Below are 16,687 nucleotides of genomic sequence, written 5' to 3'. Positions count from 1 at the left end.
GATCAAACCTCCTTTCCATGCGTCAAAATTGCATGAATTTTAATCGCAAAACTTAAACTGACAAAACCAACTAACATACCTACCAATTCTAAATGTAGAAAGATATATCCAACGACAAGTAGAACTAAATAGATGATATAGCGAAATGCATACTGCATAATCGCTAAATTTTTTGCTTTATTTGGATTGTCGATTAAGCTTTTACTTGAAATAACGATGCCATGAAATCCAGCAATCGCAATTAGTGCACCATATAGAACACTAAAGATGTCTTGTGTATTTCTTGTAATTAGATAGATGATTGCAGCACTGATAAGGGCAATCCCTACAGCAAGTAGTTCGATTTGACTAAATTGCTTATTTCTCATTACTGTCACCTACATCCTTTACAAGTGTTATTAGACTTCCAACTAAGACATAAAGTAGAAGTCCAAGCATAATCCAAGGTTTCGTGCCAAATGTATCATCTAGCCACAAGCCACCAAAGACTGCAAGTATACTTCCAAGCACAACACGTCCAACAAAACGTGTCGCTTCCATTTGTTTCATTATTTCGTACCGAAAATACGGTCTCCAGCATCACCCAATCCAGGAACAATGTATCCCTGATCGTTTAATTTTTCATCTAATGCTGCTAAATAAATATCTACATCAGGATGTGCTTTTTCAACAGCTTCAACACCTTCAGGTGCACCAACAAGACAAACAAGACGAATATCTTTAGCTCCTTGTTTTTTCACCATGTCGATAGCTGCATTGGCACTACCACCAGTTGCCAACATTGGATCAACAATCATTACGACTGCATTTTCAATTCCAACTGGATATTTTTCAAAATATACGTGTGGTTGTAATGTTGTTTCATCACGGTAAAGTCCAACGTGTGCAACTTTTACCGTTGGAATCAAATTACTAATTCCACCAACCATTCCTAGTCCAGCTCTTAAAATTGGCACTAAGATGATATCTTTTTCTAATTCATACGTTTTCATTGCTGTTACTGGCGTTTCAATTTCCACTTCACGTACTGGTAAATTACGTGTAATTTCATAAGCCATTAATCCACCAATCTCATCTAAATTTTCACGAAAATCTTTCGTTTTTGTCTCTTTTTTACGCATTTGCGTTAACTTGTGAGTAATCAGTGGGTGTTCTAAAACTTTTAGCATAAAATCTCCTTTATTTCCTTTATTTGAAATTTTTTTCTTCAAGACTAATTATACTACTTGAAACTGACACTTTCAACGAAAATCCCGAATTGTTATGCTTGGATATCGCATTTCTCCATACGGTTAATCAATGGGTCATCTGCTTCTACAGTTTTGTTGTCTCCATCCTTGTAAACGACCTTCAATAAGATCGGTGTTACGATGGTTGTAACGATAACCATAATGATCACAGGAGCAAACATCGTTTCGCTAATTAAACCTGCTGCTAGACCTTTACTTGCCACAATTAAGGCAACCTCACCACGACAAATCATTCCCACTCCAACGCGTAGACATGTACGATTTGGTAAGTTACATAGTTTTGCACCAAGTGCACAACCAACGATTTTTGTAAGTACGGCAATAATACAAAGTAGAATACTAAAGATGATAATATTCGCTCCCATTTCTGGCAAGATTACTTTCAATCCAATACTTGCAAAGAAACATGGGGCAAAAAATAAATATCCAAGCGTTTCTACACGGTGTGTTACATAACTACAACGATATGTTTTGGCAATCATAAGACCTGCCACAAATGCTCCAGTAATATCTGCTACACCGAACACTTCTTCAGCTACATATGACCAAAACAAACAAAATGCAAATGCGATTAATGGGAAACGTCGTAAGTCAAACTTTGCTGAACGCATCCACTTATCAAAATATTTGTGGATAAAGTATCCAAGAACCATACTAATTGCAAAGAATCCAACGATTTTTAATAATACAGTTAGAATATCCACATTACCTTTTGAAAGACCAATAATTACAGTTAATGCAATAATCCCTAAAATGTCATCGATTAATGCGGCTCCCAAAATTATATTCCCACTACGTGATGTAAGTTTTCCTAACTCTTTTAGTGTTTCAACCGTAATACTTACGGATGTTGCAGTTAAGATAACTCCAATAAAAATGTTTTTCAACAGATCTGTCGTTCCAATTGGGTAGAAATGCGCTAAAGCAAACCCACCTGCTAAAGGAACAATAACCCCTAAACAAGCAACTAGAAAACTTGCTTTTCCACTTTTCTTTAATTCTTTTACATCACTTTCAAGTCCTGCAGAGAACATTAAGATAATGACACCTACTTCACTTACTTGAATGATGAAGTCTGTCTCCTGTAGGAAATTCAAACCCATTGGACCAAGAATCAATCCAGAGAGTAAAGCTCCCACGACTTGAGGCATTGCGACCTTCTTTGTAAACAACCCTAAAATCTTCGTGGATATTAATATAGCTGCTAAATCTAATAAATAATGATATGACATAACAAACCTCCAACGTTCTATATTGTACTCTTAAAAATCACAAAGAATAATATGTATTTGGATATAATGCATCATGTCACAGGTGTAAGCGTTATCACTTGTGAATAATTCACAAAATGCGGACACATATAATTCTTTGTCCTCATTTTAAAGACAAACATTTCTGTTTTTCATTTTATTTTATGATAAATACGGTGAAAATCCACTTTACCAATATAAGAATTCATATGACTATGACCATTTTTAAAATAACTAAGCATGTAATTATTTGATGTTTTCGTCATTTTTTATAATAAAATGTTATCAATCATGATCCAGTATTAATTATTCTTATAGCAATCATATTATTACAAATATGAATAAATAGAAAAAAAGACATCAGTTTCCCAATGTCTTCTTCAGAATTTGAATTTGCCCCTCAAGTCTATGTCGATAAGTTTCAACCAAAAACTTCCTATTCCTTTACACCCTTATACACGATTATGTTGTTTGCAAGTGTTATCCCTCTTTTTTTTGATTGAACGATTGGAGAAATAATATTATAGCGCTTGTTATTATGAGTACATTATAAGATATCGCCATGACTTATTCCAAAATCTGATTTTTCTATAAAGAGCGAAACAACGGAACCATTGCCCTTAATTCTGATGTCTTCCTCTTCACGGACACATCATACACTATTTTTTTTCGTTTGTAATAAAATCGTGATTATTGGTATTTAATTCGTGAAAAATGGTTATATTTCACAATTTTAATAAGAAATAATGGTTTGTTTTCCACATTAACTCTCTTTGAAAAGTGCAGAAACAATAAACCTTCCTTGGCTTTCCTTGATTTCCATAGACCCTTCATTTCGCTCAATAATCTCGCGTACGCTGACTAGTCCATGTCCATGATTTCGTCCTTTTTTTGAGGATTTGAAATCTGGATTATGTTCAAGTACACTTTCTTTAATCGCATTACTTACTGTAATATGAACATATTCATTTTTATTTTCTGCACGCACTTCAACCACACCATCATTGGCATTTTCAATTGCATTATCAATCAAATTCCCAAGCAAAATCGACATATCTACATTGTTGATATGTGCATCTTCACTCACATTAATCACATAACGCATTGACACACCTTTTTCTAAAGCAATTGCATGTTTTAAGTTCAAAATATAGTCAATGATTGTATTGTTTGTTAGAACCAAACTGTTTTTATCTACCTTTCCAATAAAATCATCCAATTCATGATCGAGCAATTCAAATTGCCCTTTTTCTAATAAATACTTCATGTGTGTCACAAAGTGTTTTAAATCATGATTGATCTTACGTGTTTCTTGGTTGGCGTTAACTGCCATATCATATAAATGACTTTCAAATTCAAGTGAACGCATCTTTAGTCCACTTTCAATTTCTTTTTCCTTACTAGCTTGCATATGGAAAAAAAGAATAAATACAGAAATAACAACAACAAACAAGCCAATTAGAGCTAGCATCATATCCGTAATCACAAGAACATCTTTAAAAATGACATGTTCGAGTGATAAATACATAATGGTTACTACAATAAGAAATAAGATAAACCATTGCAACATGACATTGTCCATATGCGAACGTATGTGTTTTCTTTGATTGGATATTAAATAGGTTGTGATTGCCAGTAAGGCATAAGTCAACCATACGATTAAATCATAGTATTCATCTACAACTAAATACAAATTAATATTTTGATACAGAAAGAATGACAGAATGATTGTCACCAAAGAAGAACACATTGCACTTAGTTGTAAGGCAAAAAAAGTTATAAATATCTTTTCAATATTTGGTCCGTATGCATAATAGTAAAGCCACGGAATATAGAATACTGATGTAATCAGGATATTGACTTGCCGTGCTGCAGTACTTTCCAATCCACTAAACATCGAACCAACTGTACAAATCAACACCCATAATATAAAGTGCGCCGGTGTAAAATTACTTTTCATCTTAAAATAGCGCACAAAAAAAGATACGATCAAAAGACTTTGAACGACATTGTATAAAAAATCTACTTCAATTGTTCGCATTATTCACTCTCCATCAAAAAACGATGATACGCATTTCGCACATCACTAAAACGACGGCGGCTGATGGCTAGGTGTTCTCCATTACTCATCACCATTTCGCTGTCTACAAGTTTATTTACACCTTTTAAATTGACACACGTACCCGCGTTAATTAACACAAAACCTACAAGATCTAAATTCACTTCTTGCAGTAGTTGTTTCATACTTTTACGTTCGGTATACGTCTTTCCATTTGTTAGTGTCACCAACAATTGATTGATCATTTTTTCAAAATATAAAATATTTCCAAAATTCACAATTTGTTTTTCTCCATCAACGCTATTAATTTCATATTTTTTTGCATATTTCTTCAATTTATTTTCTGCTAGATGAAGGGCATCAATCATATCAGCTTCAAAAGTAAACTTTCTTACAAAATAAAACGCATTAAATTTAAACGAGTCATAGACAAACTCACTATGGGCACTTACAAAAATAAAGATCGCATCTGGATATTTCTTTTGAATCATTTTTGCTAATTCAAATCCTGTACGTTTGGGCATATCGATATCTAAAAAATACAAATCAAATTCTTCAGCAAGAATATTTACATCTGTCGAATCGTGAAACGTTATAGTTTTAAACTCTAAAAACGTTTCATGTTGATTGATATATTCTTGTAATCGATCAATTTGTACTTGTTCATCATCAACGATACATATTTTCATTTCCATGCTATCACCAACCTTTATTTATATTCTATCTTTATTATATATCATTAATTCTTTGTCTTGCCAAGGTTTTTATGAATTATTTTAACTTTGCCCTATATTTTATAAACAAAAAAGACAAACCGAAGTCTGTCTTATGTCATTATTTAAGTTTTGTCATTGTATAGTCGTTGTATCTACCTTCGTAGTAATCAACTGTTTCTTCAAGCGCATCTGCATCGTTATCAACATCTGTAAGTTCACTACTGTATGTTAATTCGAATTTATTTTTCTTAACTTTTTCAATTGTTTTTGGTGTTACATCTTGAAGGTTGATATGGTAGTATCTTGTGATTTTCTTTTCTTTATCATCGTAACGTTCTGTACCTGAAGCAGTAACTTTTACGACGTAAACAATTACATCATCTCCAGCATATTCACTATCCCCATAGTATCTTCCTACCACTTGTTTATCTGATAAAGCAATCGTTGAATCACGTTTGAAGTCATATTCTAAGTCATCTCTAACTTCTTCATCAAAGTTTGATCCATCTTCAAAGTACTCAGTCCAAGCTGTTTCTACTTTTTTCTTTTCATCTTTGCTTAAATCATCATAGCTTTCAAATTCAATATCCAATCCTTCAACTGTAACCGTAAGTTTGTCATTGATTGGATCAATTTTATATTTATCAGCAAGTGAACTATTGTATTTTGCTTTTAAGGTAATTTCATCACCATTTTTTAATCCACTTGTTTTACTTAATGTGAAATATACATTGTCGATGAAGTCTTCCACATCATCGTCATTTCCATCAAATTCGATTTCATCATTTGTAATATATGCATATCCTTCCCCAGATACACCTTCAAATGTTACTTCTACTGCTTTTGTTAAGTCTACTTCTGTTTTACGATTTGATAGTACATTAAAGCCAACAATTACTACTAAACATACAACAAGTACACCAGCAATAATTCCTTTACCTTTTTTTGTTGCCACAAATCCTTTGATTTTCTCAACCGTTTCATTTGGTTTTTTATCTAAATCAGGTGATTCGCTTGCAGTTGATGTAGACGTTGATGCAGTTGTAGTATCTGCTGTACTTGTTTCTGTAGCTGTAACAGTTGGTTGTGCTACTTCTTCAGGCATACCTTTTGTTTTGTTGAACATATATCCATTGTATCCTGCTAAGATTACAAGTACCCATAATGTTAAATCAAGTAAATGTGCAGCCATTTCTACACTTTCCGCACTATCTGCAAGTGCAGCTAAATCCCAAAACGAAGTTGCATTAGCAGCTTTGTAAAAGAACATAACGGTTTGAATATTTAATAATAAAATTACAATTGTCCAGCAGCACACCCCAAATGTAATTGCCACTGATACATCTTTATCTTGATTCTTGAAGTAAATACGGTATGCATAGTAGATCGCTAAAATTGATGCCAATGCAATACATACATAGAATACGATAAACACAAATGTAAATGCTCCTAGTGAACCACCACTAGCGATTGATGACGTTAAACTTTTTGTAATAAAATAAAAAATTAACGCAGCGATTCCCATAGCCATGGAAATCAATCGAAGATTTTTCTTCGAAAATTTTGATTCTAATAAGTTTTTCATAAGTCTCCCTTTTCTCTAATTACTTCAAACACACAAATGGAATTATAATATATTTATTGAAAGATGTTAAGCATTTTATAAACACTTTGTTTATTTTTTCACTATCTTTGTCAGGTGAACACACAAAAACCGCCACGATGAGATGACGGTTTTGTGTGACTAAATAATTAGAGAGAGATTACTCTGCCAAGTCTTTTTCTGTGTAGTATTCTGTATCGATAAGCTCTTTCTTGTAGTTTTCTTTATCTACTGATACTGGGTTTGCTAAATATGTTGGTACAACTTTCACTCCGTTGTCATATGTTTCTGTATCATTTACTTCTACTTCTTTTCCTGCTGTTATCGCTTCAATCATTTTGATTGTGTTTTTGGCTAGTGTTCTTGTATCTTTGAAGATCGTTTGTGTTTGTTCTCCTGCGATAATTGATTTCACTCCTGCGATTGTTGCATCTTGTCCTGTGATTACTGGTAATGGTTTATCTGCATCTCCATATCCCACTCCTTTTAATGATGAGATGATTCCCAAACTAATTGGGTCATATGGTGATAAGACTGCATCTAATGTTTTATCTGTATAGTTTGCACTTAATAGGTTATCCATTCTTGCTTGTGCAGTAGATCCATCCCAACGTAATGTTGCGATTTGGTTAAAGTTTGTTTGTCCTGAAGGTACAACCAGTTGTCCATTATCGATGTATGTTTCTAGTACACTCATTACTCCATTGAAGTTAATTAATGCGTTGTTGTCATCTGGACTTCCACCGAATAATTCAATATTGAATGGTCCTGCTCCATCTTTTAAGCCTAATTTTTCTTCAATGTATGTTGCTTGTAAAACTCCTACACCAAAATTATCAAACGTTGAATAGTAATCTACATATTCTGAATTCATTAATAAGCGGTCATATGCGATAACTACAATATCTTCATCATGTGCTTTTTGAAGAACATCAGTTAAGGCACTACCATCAATCGATGCGATGACTAAGATATCTACACCTTTTGTGATCATGTTTTCAATTTGTGCTACTTGATTTTCTACTTTATCTTCACCATATTGCAAGTCTGTTTTATAACCAAGTGCTTCTAGTTCCGTGACCATGTTATTTCCATCAGCAATCCAACGTTCTGCTGACTTTGTAGGCATTGAGATACCTACAAATCCTTTATCTGATGATCCACCAGAATCTGAATCTGAACCACAACCTGTCATCACAAGTGTAGATCCCATAAGCATTACTACCGTTAATACTTTTAAAATAAGCTTTTTCATAGTTCCTCCTCTAAGTTAATTACTGTTGCTTATTAGTTCGATTGCCTCATCAAGTATTGCATTCCCATTTATCGTCTCATAGTCTTCTTTTTTAATCAATGTATAAGGGATTGCTTTTACTTGTAAGTAATCTTTTAACCTATTAATTTCATACTCTGATTGTGGCCCAATCAGCAAGGCATCTAATTTCTGTGTTTGAATAATTTGTTCGGCTAATAGTGCCGGAGCCGAATAGATATGTGCATGCAAGCCTCTTTGGTCTGCAATATGTTGCATTTGTTTGACAATAATTCCTGTCGATACTCCTGCACTACAGATAAGTAAGATCGTATATTCTTTTTGGTTATCCATATATATACACGCTACTTTCTTTTCTTTTTATTATAGATATCTAAGACAACTGCAAGGAGTAAAATTAACCCTTTGATCGCTTGTTGCCAGTCAACACCTACACCCATGATTGACATACCGTTGTTTAGTACCCCCATCACAAGACCACCGATGATCGCTCCCATGATGGTACCAATACCACCTGAAGTACTTGCTCCACCAAAGTATACTGCTGCCATTGCGTCTAGTTCCATTGATGTTCCTGCTTGTGGTGTTGCCGCATTTAAACGTGCTGCCATAATCAGTCCAGCTAAAGCTGCCATCACCCCCATATTCACAAATACCCAGAATGTAATTTTCTTTGTTTTAATACCTGATAATTCTGCGGCTTTTTTATTTCCACCTGTTGCATAAATTTGACGTCCTGCAACGGTTTTGTTTGTTAGAAAACCATACCCTGCAACCATAACTGCTAAGATGATTAAAATAATTGGATATCCTTTGTATGTCGCAAAGATATATGTTCCTCCAACAAATACAATCACCATAAATAATGATTTCACTAAGAATGCAGTTTGCGATTCAACGATAAACCCATTCTTTTTTCTTTTTTCACGTGTACGGAATTGTGTAAATACAAGTGCTAATGATAATACAATTCCAATAATCATCGATAAGTAATGCATGTGATCTCCACCAGCGATATCTGGTAGATATCCATTGGCAAAGAAGTTAAAACTTGTTGGGAATGGTGCTAATGATTGTCCACCAAGAACTACTTGTGTAAGTCCTCTAAACATCAACAATCCTGATAGTGTCACAATGAATGCTGGAATTTCAACATATGCTACCCAGAATCCTTGCCATGCACCAATGATTGCTCCAACTAATAAACATACGGGAATGGCAATGATTGGATCCACTTTGTAGTTGATCATTAAGAATCCTGCAATTGCCCCAACAAAAGCCATAACCGAACCAACGGATAAATCGACATGTCCAAGTAATACAACAAGTAACATCCCTGCTGATAATACAAATATATGACTGTTTTGTAGTACTAAGTTTGTAATATTTAGTGGTCTCATTAAAATTCCATCTGTTGTGATTTGGAATCCAATCAATAAGACAACTAGAATGATAATCATACTATATTTGCTAAATAAATTTAATGCTTTTTCTTTTAACGTAGTTAATTTTTCCATCTTAAGCTTCTCCCTCTTTCGTCATCAAGTTCATCAAGACTTCTTGATTTGCATCACTTCTTGAGACTTCACCTGTGAATTGCCCTTCACTCATCGTATAGATGCGATCACACATTCCTAGAATCTCAGGAAGTTCCGAAGAGATTATGCAAACACATTTCCCTTGTTTTGCAATTTCTTCAATAATTGTGTAGATTTCATATTTCGCCCCAACATCAATTCCTCGAGTTGGTTCATCTAAGAAAAGTACATCTGGATTACTCATCAACCATTTTGCAAGTACAACCTTTTGTTGGTTCCCACCACTAAGACTTGCAACATTTTGTTGAACAGAACTTGTCTTAATACGCATCACATCTTTATAATGATCTGCTTCTTTTAATTCTTCATCTTTATCAAGTACACCACGATGACTAATCTTCTTTAAATTTGCCATCGAGATGTTTTCACGAATATCCATCAGTAAATTTAAACCCAATGTTTTCCGGTCTTCAGAAACATAGGCAAGTCCATGTTGGATCGCCGAAGGTACATCTTTAATTTTGATTTCTTTACCATCCTTAAAGATATGTCCGCTGATTTTTTGCCCATAGGAACGTCCAAATAAGCTCATCGCAAATTCCGTTCTACCTGCACCCATCAAACCAGCAATCCCAACGATTTCTCCTTTTCGAATAGTCATGTTGATATTACGATTCACAATACGATCTTCATCAACTGGATGATGAACATTCCAATCTTTCACCTCAAATGCAATATCTCCAATATTCGGTTCACGCTTTGGATATCGATTGGTTAATTCACGTCCCACCATTCCACGAATGATTCGATCTTCACTAATATCATCTTTTGTTAGTGTCTCAATTGTTTTTCCATCACGAATAATTGTGATGCGATCTGCAATACTTACAATCTCATTTAATTTGTGAGAAATGATAATGGAAGTAATTCCTTGATTTTTAAACTCACGAATCAACTCAAGTAAGTTATCACTTTCTTCTTCATTCAAAGCGGCAGTAGGCTCATCAAGGATTAATAGTTTCACTTGCTTTGAGAAGGCTTTAGCGATTTCTACCAATTGTTGGTGGCCTACACCGATTTGTGTAATCAATGTGTTTGGATCTAAATTTAAGCGTACTGCTTTCAATAAATTATCCGTTTTCTTTTCGGTCATATCCCAATCAATCACACCACGTGATGCTTGTTCATTTCCTAAAAAGATATTTTCCTTTATCGATAAGTATGGAATTAATGCAAGTTCTTGGTGAATAATAACGATTCCTTCTTTTTCTGAATCACGAATATTCTTGAATTCACATTCCTTTCCATTGTAAGTGATGCTTCCTTTATAGGTTCCCGCAGGGTGTACCCCACTTAGAACCTTCATTAATGTACTCTTACCTGCACCGTTTTCCCCACATAGTGCATGAATTTCACCGCGTTCTACTTTAATATTTACATTATCTAAAGCACGGACACCGGTAAATTCTTTGGTAATGTCATTCATTTCTAAGATATAATCTGCCATTGTTCTCCTCCTACAATCATACTTTAAAGATCGTTATCGATTACTCTGCTAAGTCTTTTTCTGTGTAGTATTCTGTATCAATAAGCTCTTTCTTGTAGTTTTCTTTATCTACTGATACTGGGTTTGCTAAATATGTTGGTACAACTTTTACTCCGTTGTCATATGTTTCTGTATCATTTACTTCTACTTCTTTTCCTGCTGTTATCGCTTCAATCATTTTGATTGTGTTTTTGGCTAGTGTTCTTGTATCTTTGAAGATCGTTTGTGTTTGTTCTCCTGCGATAATTGATTTCACTCCTGCGATTGTTGCATCTTGTCCTGTGATTACTGGTAATGGTTTATCTGCATCTCCATATCCCACTCCTTTTAATGATGAGATGATTCCCAAACTAATTGGGTCATATGGTGATAAGACTGCATCTAATGTTTTATCTGTATAGTTTGCACTTAATAGGTTATCCATTCTTGCTTGTGCAGTAGATCCATCCCAACGTAATGTTGCGATTTGGTTGAAGTTTGTTTGTCCTGAAGGTACAACCAGTTGTCCATTATCGATGTATGTTTCTAGTACACTCATTACTCCATTGAAGTTAATTAATGCGTTGTTGTCATCTGGACTTCCACCGAATAATTCAATATTGAATGGTCCTGCTCCATCTTTTAAGCCTAATTTTTCTTCAATGTATGTTGCTTGTAAAACTCCTACACCAAAATTATCAAACGTTGAATAGTAGTCTACATATTCTGAATTCATTAATAAGCGGTCATATGCGATAACTACAATATCTTCATCATGTGCTTTTTGAAGAACATCAGTTAAGGCACTACCATCAATCGATGCGATGACTAAGATATCTACACCTTTTGTGATCATGTTTTCAATTTGTGCTACTTGGTTTTCTACTTTATCTTCACCATATTGCAAGTCTGTTTTATAACCAAGTGCTTCTAGTTCCGTGACCATATTATTTCCATCAGCAATCCAACGTTCTGCTGACTTTGTAGGCATTGAGATACCTACAAATCCTTTATCTGATGATCCACCAGAATCTGAATCTGAACCACAACCTGTCATCACAAGTGTAGATCCCATAAGCATTACTACCGTTAATACTTTTAAAATAAGCTTTTTCATAGTTCCTCCTCTTTTATTTGTGCTCTGTATCTACTTCTATCTTATGGAAATATGAAAGCGATTACATTAAGTTCCATTTGAATCATCTTGAAATAATTCTTCAATTCTTTGAATTTTTCTATTCTATCTTGAATATTTTTTGTGATTTCTTGGTTTTTTTCTTTTTAAAAGCACCAACAAAGAATTAAGGTATAATAAAAATATAGAAAGTGTATAAGGGAGTTTGTCATGATGAAAAAACTACAAGTCATACTTATCGGATTGTGTTTGCTGTTTGCAAATGTTAGTTGTACTCCACAAGAAAGTGAACCTGAAAAAGACATAATTATCGGTTTTTCTCAATCAGGTATTGAGAGTTCATGGCGTAAACGTCATACCGAATCCATTCTTTCAGCGTTAAAGTCAGATGGCTATCAAGTTATGTATCGAAATGGGATGATGCAACAAAGCCAACAAATTCAAGATATTCGTGCATTTATTGCATACAAAGTTGATATGATTGTTTTTACACCAATCTCGCATACGGGATGGGATGCTGTACTAAAAGAGGCAAAACAAGCAAATATTCCAGTGATTCTTGTTGACCGTGATATTACCATTGATGATACTTCATTATTTACATCACATATTGGTCCTAACTTTAAAGCAGAAGGGAATCGTGCAGGAATATATGCAAGCAGCTGTTTTACAAGTGAAGAAAAAAGTGAAGTCAATATTTTAGAAGTTAGTGGAAATGCAGATTCTTATGGTTCGATACTTCGCCATTCTGGTTTTGATGAAACGATACGCAATCGTTCAAATATTACACTTACGATTAAAGAGACTTTATATGGAAACTACACTCGTACGATGGGTGAAGAACTGATGCGTAACTATATTAAGGAAAAGAATATTAAAGAGATTGATATTATTTATTCACATAACGATGAAATGACTTTGGGTATTTTAGATGCATTGGATGCTGTTGATATCAAACCAGGAAAAGATATTAAAATCATCACAATTGACGGACAAAACGATGTCATTAAGGAACTAAAAAAAGGACGTGTAAACTGTGTTGTGGAGTGCAACCCAGATGCCGGTCCCTATTTAATAAGTGCAATCGAACGTTACTTTAAATATCAAGAAGACGGTTCCAATAAAGAGATTCCACGAGAGATCTATATGACAGAAACCGTCTTTTCGGATAAAGGGGACCTTGATGCGATTCCCCCAAGGAATTATTAATCATGTTTCGCTCAAAACATACAAGTATTAAAGAGATGCTCAAACGCTCCAATGTCATCATCTCCTTATTGATTATTATTCCATTGGTATTTAATACCGTTATTTATACACGACAAATTCTAACTTACCAACAATTAGTGGACAATGTAAGTAAAGCTGATGAAACTAGTTCCATCGTAAAAAACGAAGTAATCGCTAATGTATGGGATTTAGTTACCGGACAAACCAGTGTGTCCAACATGAGTTCATCTAATACCCTAAATGATGTTCGTGAACAATTGTTCGATATTCGTGAACATGCATCAACAACACAAGAAACTACACTTATTGATGTATCGCTTCGCACAATCGAAACGATTGAAGGATATTTAGAAGATATTATCTATAACTTGCAAAACGAAGTTCCAGTTAAAGAAAATGAAGACATTATGAAACAAATTGTCTCGGTTAATGATTTACTCTATTCGGTCTTGCAAGATTATGTTCGACTGGAAATCAACATGGCTGCACAAATGAGTAATACATTAACGCAGACACTTATTGTCTTAACGATATTCCAAATTCTTATTTTTATTGGTTCAATCATTTTTATTCGTCGCAATCAACGAAATATGACAAATAAAATCGAACAACCGATTAATGATCTTGTCCTGTTATCAAAAGAACTTGCACGAGGCAACCTTACCTATCAAAGTCCTCCTGCCAATATGGAAGAATTAGAAGAATTAACTTCGTCATTGAATATCATGGCAAATGACTTACAAGTTTTACTAAAAGATAATGCTGACAAACAATATCATTTAGCACAAAGTGAGTTGCGGGTTCTTCAAGCACAAATTACACCTCACTTTATCTACAATACGCTTGATGCAATTATCTCATTAGCAAACCAGGAAAGCTTGGAAGATGTAAAACGCATGACCTTTGCATTGTCGGATTTCTTGCGCATCTCATTGAGTAAAGGAGAAGATTGGATTCCAATCGAAAAAGAGAAACGTCACATTGAAGATTATCTAACCATTTTGAAAACGCGTTATGGAGCGGCTCTGGAATATACGATTGATATTCCACAGGAAATCATGCATATGACCGTACTAAAAATGATCTTACAACCAATCGTTGAAAATGCTATCTACCATGGTACGAAAGGTTCACGTCGTAAAGGAATTATTGAAATTATTGGTTATGAAACTGAAGAGTCTATTGTCTTTGAAGTAAAAGATAATGGAGTAGGAATGTCTGAAGAAAAACTACACGAGGTTCGCAACAATTTGGATATGCCATTGGATTATGAATTTGAAAGTGGCTATGGTTTGTACAATGTTAATCGTCGCTTGAAATTAAACTATGGACTACAAGCACGCATTGATATTACCAGTGCACATCGCAAAGGAACCACTATGAAAATCGTATTACCAAAAACAAAGAACCCATTAATAAAGGAAGGTGTTATGTATGTATAAAGTATTCATCGTAGAAGATGAACATTTGATTCGCGATTCCATTCGCAATGAAATCATCGAAAACAGTGAAGCACTTGATTTAAAGTTTTGTGGTGAAGCAGGAGATGGAGAACTTGGCTTATCGATGATGATGGATTTAAAACCAGATATCCTCATCACAGATATTCGAATGCCATTTATGGATGGTTTACAACTTGCCAAAGAAGCAAAAGAGATTTTTCCTTGGATACGAATTATCATTATTAGTGGATTTGATGAATTTGATTACGCCAAACAAGCACTTCAACTCGGTGTTGATGATTACCTACTCAAGCCAATTAAATCAGCTGAACTATATACTGCACTGCGCAAATCCATCGATGCCTTCAACGAACAAAATCAAAATGAAAATCATTACCCGGGAAATACGGATGCAATTATGTCTGTGATGAGCCGCAATAATTTTCTTGAAGCACTATTTCAAGGACAACTCAAAGTTGATAAAGCCATTGAACGTGCTAAAGAATTGGGTGTAGATTTAGTTGGTAAGAAATATACAGTGCTTTTGGTTTCCGCAAAACCAGAAAAAGAAATATCGGATTACCATCGTTATTATGATAGGCTTGCAAGTGTACTTACTGATGATGTCAGTTGCATCTTTAGTACGATGTCCACAAAATACATCAAGCTCTTACTATTTGATGCAAATCGCGATGCCCTCTTAGAAAAAAGTTATCAACTTGCGCACTTTATACTTCATGAGCTCGATCGTGATGGTCAATCGGAACTCGGTGTTGCAATTGGTCCAATAGTGAATCGTATCAGTGAAATCAAACAATGTTTTGATTCAACAAACTTGATGATGAAAAGTTATGGGGTATTACGCCCGGATAACATTTTAAGTTGTGAAGATGATCTTCGTGATGGTGAATTATCACCAACCAATCCTTTTAATAAAGATTTTATCGTCAAACTGAACGAAAGTAGTAAAGAAGATATTCCACAGCTTATCGAATTGCTAAGTTACTTCCCTGAAGATGCACATCCTTCAGAAGCACGTAATCGCGTATATCGTTACTTCGTATTACTTGAACTACTATCGATTGTTCGCAAGAAAGAACTTCAGGTTGAAGGATTTGACTTTCAATTTCTAAATGAACCAGAAAGCATCTCTGCAATTTCAAATAATGTTACACAATACCAAGCATTGCTAAACAATTTATTGGAAATTATCCTGAACACGAAAATTGATCCTTCTATGGCTCGCTATCGAAGCGTCATCACACAAGCGTTAAAAGTAATTGATGAAAATTACAGTAGTCCTGATATTTCATTAAATTATGTCGCTGAAGAAATTGCACTAAGTCCATCACACTTTAGTACGATATTCTCACAAGCGATGAATATGACATTTATTGAATACATTACAAACAAGCGCATTACACTTGCCAAGAAATTACTGCGTGAAACGAATGAAAAACTTGGAAATATCGCATTTGAAATTGGCTATAGTGATCCAAACTACTTCAGCTTCTTATTTAAACGAAAAGAAAACATGTCACCAACAGAATATCGAAAACAGTGCGCTAGCAAATAGGGTAGAGGGAAAGAAATATATTCTTTCGCCCCTCCCATTGCACCGTACGTACGGTTCTCGTATACGGCGCTACATATGTATTAATCACGA

The 16,687-nt window shown here is 34.5% G+C and carries 15 protein-coding genes; 3 read left to right on the top strand and 12 right to left on the bottom strand.

Annotation, left to right across the window (positions count from 1 at the left end):
- Positions 1–2: 2 nt before the first annotated feature.
- From EDD63_RS04940 to chvE (EDD63_RS04885), 12 genes are all read right to left on the bottom strand, one after another.
- Complete coding sequence (locus EDD63_RS04940; RefSeq protein ID WP_134169080.1) at positions 3–368, bottom strand: ATP synthase subunit I; 366 nt, start codon at positions 366–368, stop codon at positions 3–5.
- Complete coding sequence (locus tag EDD63_RS04935) at positions 358–549, bottom strand: AtpZ/AtpI family protein (protein ID WP_134169078.1); 192 nt, start codon at positions 547–549, stop codon at positions 358–360. Before EDD63_RS04935 ends, EDD63_RS04940 begins: the two co-directional genes overlap by 11 nt.
- Positions 549–1,169 carry a uracil phosphoribosyltransferase gene (upp, locus tag EDD63_RS04930; protein ID WP_134169076.1) on the bottom strand — a complete coding sequence of 207 codons (621 nt, stop codon included), beginning with the start codon at positions 1,167–1,169 and terminating at the stop codon, positions 549–551. Before upp ends, EDD63_RS04935 begins: the two co-directional genes overlap by 1 nt.
- Positions 1,170–1,261: 92 nt before the next feature.
- Complete coding sequence (locus EDD63_RS04925; protein ID WP_134169074.1) at positions 1,262–2,482, bottom strand: cation:proton antiporter; 1,221 nt, start codon at positions 2,480–2,482, stop codon at positions 1,262–1,264.
- A gap of 781 nt (positions 2,483–3,263) precedes the next feature.
- Positions 3,264–4,541, bottom strand: a complete 1,278-nt coding sequence (locus EDD63_RS04920) for a sensor histidine kinase (protein ID WP_134169072.1) — start codon at positions 4,539–4,541, stop codon at positions 3,264–3,266.
- The gene (locus tag EDD63_RS04915) at positions 4,541–5,254 is read right to left on the bottom strand and encodes a LytR/AlgR family response regulator transcription factor (RefSeq protein ID WP_134169070.1); all 714 of its coding nucleotides are present in this window, start codon (positions 5,252–5,254) and stop codon (positions 4,541–4,543) included. Before EDD63_RS04915 ends, EDD63_RS04920 begins: the two co-directional genes overlap by 1 nt.
- 139 nt (positions 5,255–5,393) lie before the next feature.
- Positions 5,394–6,860: a CPBP family intramembrane metalloprotease gene (locus EDD63_RS04910; protein ID WP_134169068.1), complete on the bottom strand. Its 1,467-nt coding sequence runs from the start codon at positions 6,858–6,860 to the stop codon at positions 5,394–5,396.
- Between the two features lie 178 nt (positions 6,861–7,038).
- A complete protein-coding gene (gene chvE / locus EDD63_RS04905) occupies positions 7,039–8,133 on the bottom strand; it encodes a multiple monosaccharide ABC transporter substrate-binding protein (protein ID WP_134169061.1) in 1,095 nt (364 codons plus the stop codon).
- A 15-nt stretch (positions 8,134–8,148) separates the two neighbouring features.
- The gene (locus EDD63_RS04900; protein ID WP_134169066.1) at positions 8,149–8,484 is read right to left on the bottom strand and encodes a PTS sugar transporter subunit IIB; all 336 of its coding nucleotides are present in this window, start codon (positions 8,482–8,484) and stop codon (positions 8,149–8,151) included.
- 11 nt (positions 8,485–8,495) lie between these two features.
- The gene (gene mmsB, locus EDD63_RS04895; protein ID WP_134169065.1) at positions 8,496–9,668 is read right to left on the bottom strand and encodes a multiple monosaccharide ABC transporter permease; all 1,173 of its coding nucleotides are present in this window, start codon (positions 9,666–9,668) and stop codon (positions 8,496–8,498) included.
- A 1-nt stretch (position 9,669) separates the two neighbouring features.
- On the bottom strand, positions 9,670–11,196 hold the full coding sequence (gene mmsA / locus EDD63_RS04890) for a multiple monosaccharide ABC transporter ATP-binding protein (protein WP_134169063.1): 1,527 nt from the start codon (positions 11,194–11,196) through the stop codon (positions 9,670–9,672).
- A 40-nt stretch (positions 11,197–11,236) separates the two neighbouring features.
- The gene (gene chvE / locus EDD63_RS04885) at positions 11,237–12,331 is read right to left on the bottom strand and encodes a multiple monosaccharide ABC transporter substrate-binding protein (RefSeq protein ID WP_134169061.1); all 1,095 of its coding nucleotides are present in this window, start codon (positions 12,329–12,331) and stop codon (positions 11,237–11,239) included.
- 228 nt (positions 12,332–12,559) lie between these two features.
- On the opposite strand from chvE (EDD63_RS04885), the gene EDD63_RS04880 reads away from it, so the two are divergent.
- Genes EDD63_RS04880 through EDD63_RS04870 form a run of 3 tightly spaced genes read left to right on the top strand, consistent with a single transcriptional unit; the run spans position 12,560 to position 16,597 of the window.
- Positions 12,560–13,558: an ABC transporter substrate-binding protein gene (locus EDD63_RS04880; protein WP_243833737.1), complete on the top strand. Its 999-nt coding sequence runs from the start codon at positions 12,560–12,562 to the stop codon at positions 13,556–13,558.
- A gap of 2 nt (positions 13,559–13,560) precedes the next feature.
- Positions 13,561–15,021, top strand: a complete 1,461-nt coding sequence (locus EDD63_RS04875; RefSeq protein WP_134169059.1) for a sensor histidine kinase — start codon at positions 13,561–13,563, stop codon at positions 15,019–15,021.
- The gene (locus EDD63_RS04870; RefSeq protein ID WP_134169057.1) at positions 15,014–16,597 is read left to right on the top strand and encodes a response regulator; all 1,584 of its coding nucleotides are present in this window, start codon (positions 15,014–15,016) and stop codon (positions 16,595–16,597) included. The genes EDD63_RS04875 and EDD63_RS04870 overlap by 8 nt, the downstream gene beginning before the upstream one ends.
- Positions 16,598–16,687 lie beyond the last annotated feature (90 nt).

The sequence above is a fragment of the Breznakia blatticola genome, from assembly GCF_004365815.1.
GTDB classification, from domain to species: domain Bacteria; phylum Bacillota_I; class Bacilli_A; order Erysipelotrichales; family Erysipelotrichaceae; genus Breznakia; species Breznakia blatticola.
This window is presented reverse-complemented; position numbering and strand designations above follow the sequence as displayed.

What these genes read in the sequence shown, in the direction of transcription:
- upp (WP_134169076.1), bottom strand. Translation starts at nt 1,169, where the DNA reads ATGCTAAAAGTTTTAGAACACCCACTGATTACTCACAAGTTAACGCAA.
- EDD63_RS04910 (WP_134169068.1), bottom strand. Translation starts at nt 6,860, where the DNA reads ATGAAAAACTTATTAGAATCAAAATTTTCGAAGAAAAATCTTCGATTG.
- EDD63_RS04880 (WP_243833737.1), top strand. Translation starts at nt 12,560, where the DNA reads ATGATGAAAAAACTACAAGTCATACTTATCGGATTGTGTTTGCTGTTT.
- EDD63_RS04925 (WP_134169074.1), bottom strand. Translation starts at nt 2,482, where the DNA reads ATGTCATATCATTATTTATTAGATTTAGCAGCTATATTAATATCCACG.
- mmsA (WP_134169063.1), bottom strand. Translation starts at nt 11,196, where the DNA reads ATGGCAGATTATATCTTAGAAATGAATGACATTACCAAAGAATTTACC.
- EDD63_RS04875 (WP_134169059.1), top strand. Translation starts at nt 13,561, where the DNA reads ATGTTTCGCTCAAAACATACAAGTATTAAAGAGATGCTCAAACGCTCC.
- EDD63_RS04940 (WP_134169080.1), bottom strand. Translation starts at nt 368, where the DNA reads ATGAGAAATAAGCAATTTAGTCAAATCGAACTACTTGCTGTAGGGATT.
- EDD63_RS04935 (WP_134169078.1), bottom strand. Translation starts at nt 549, where the DNA reads ATGAAACAAATGGAAGCGACACGTTTTGTTGGACGTGTTGTGCTTGGA.
- chvE (WP_134169061.1), bottom strand. Translation starts at nt 12,331, where the DNA reads ATGAAAAAGCTTATTTTAAAAGTATTAACGGTAGTAATGCTTATGGGA.
- mmsB (WP_134169065.1), bottom strand. Translation starts at nt 9,668, where the DNA reads ATGGAAAAATTAACTACGTTAAAAGAAAAAGCATTAAATTTATTTAGC.
- EDD63_RS04900 (WP_134169066.1), bottom strand. Translation starts at nt 8,484, where the DNA reads ATGGATAACCAAAAAGAATATACGATCTTACTTATCTGTAGTGCAGGA.
- EDD63_RS04870 (WP_134169057.1), top strand. Translation starts at nt 15,014, where the DNA reads ATGTATAAAGTATTCATCGTAGAAGATGAACATTTGATTCGCGATTCC.
- EDD63_RS04920 (WP_134169072.1), bottom strand. Translation starts at nt 4,541, where the DNA reads ATGCGAACAATTGAAGTAGATTTTTTATACAATGTCGTTCAAAGTCTT.
- chvE (WP_134169061.1), bottom strand. Translation starts at nt 8,133, where the DNA reads ATGAAAAAGCTTATTTTAAAAGTATTAACGGTAGTAATGCTTATGGGA.
- EDD63_RS04915 (WP_134169070.1), bottom strand. Translation starts at nt 5,254, where the DNA reads ATGGAAATGAAAATATGTATCGTTGATGATGAACAAGTACAAATTGAT.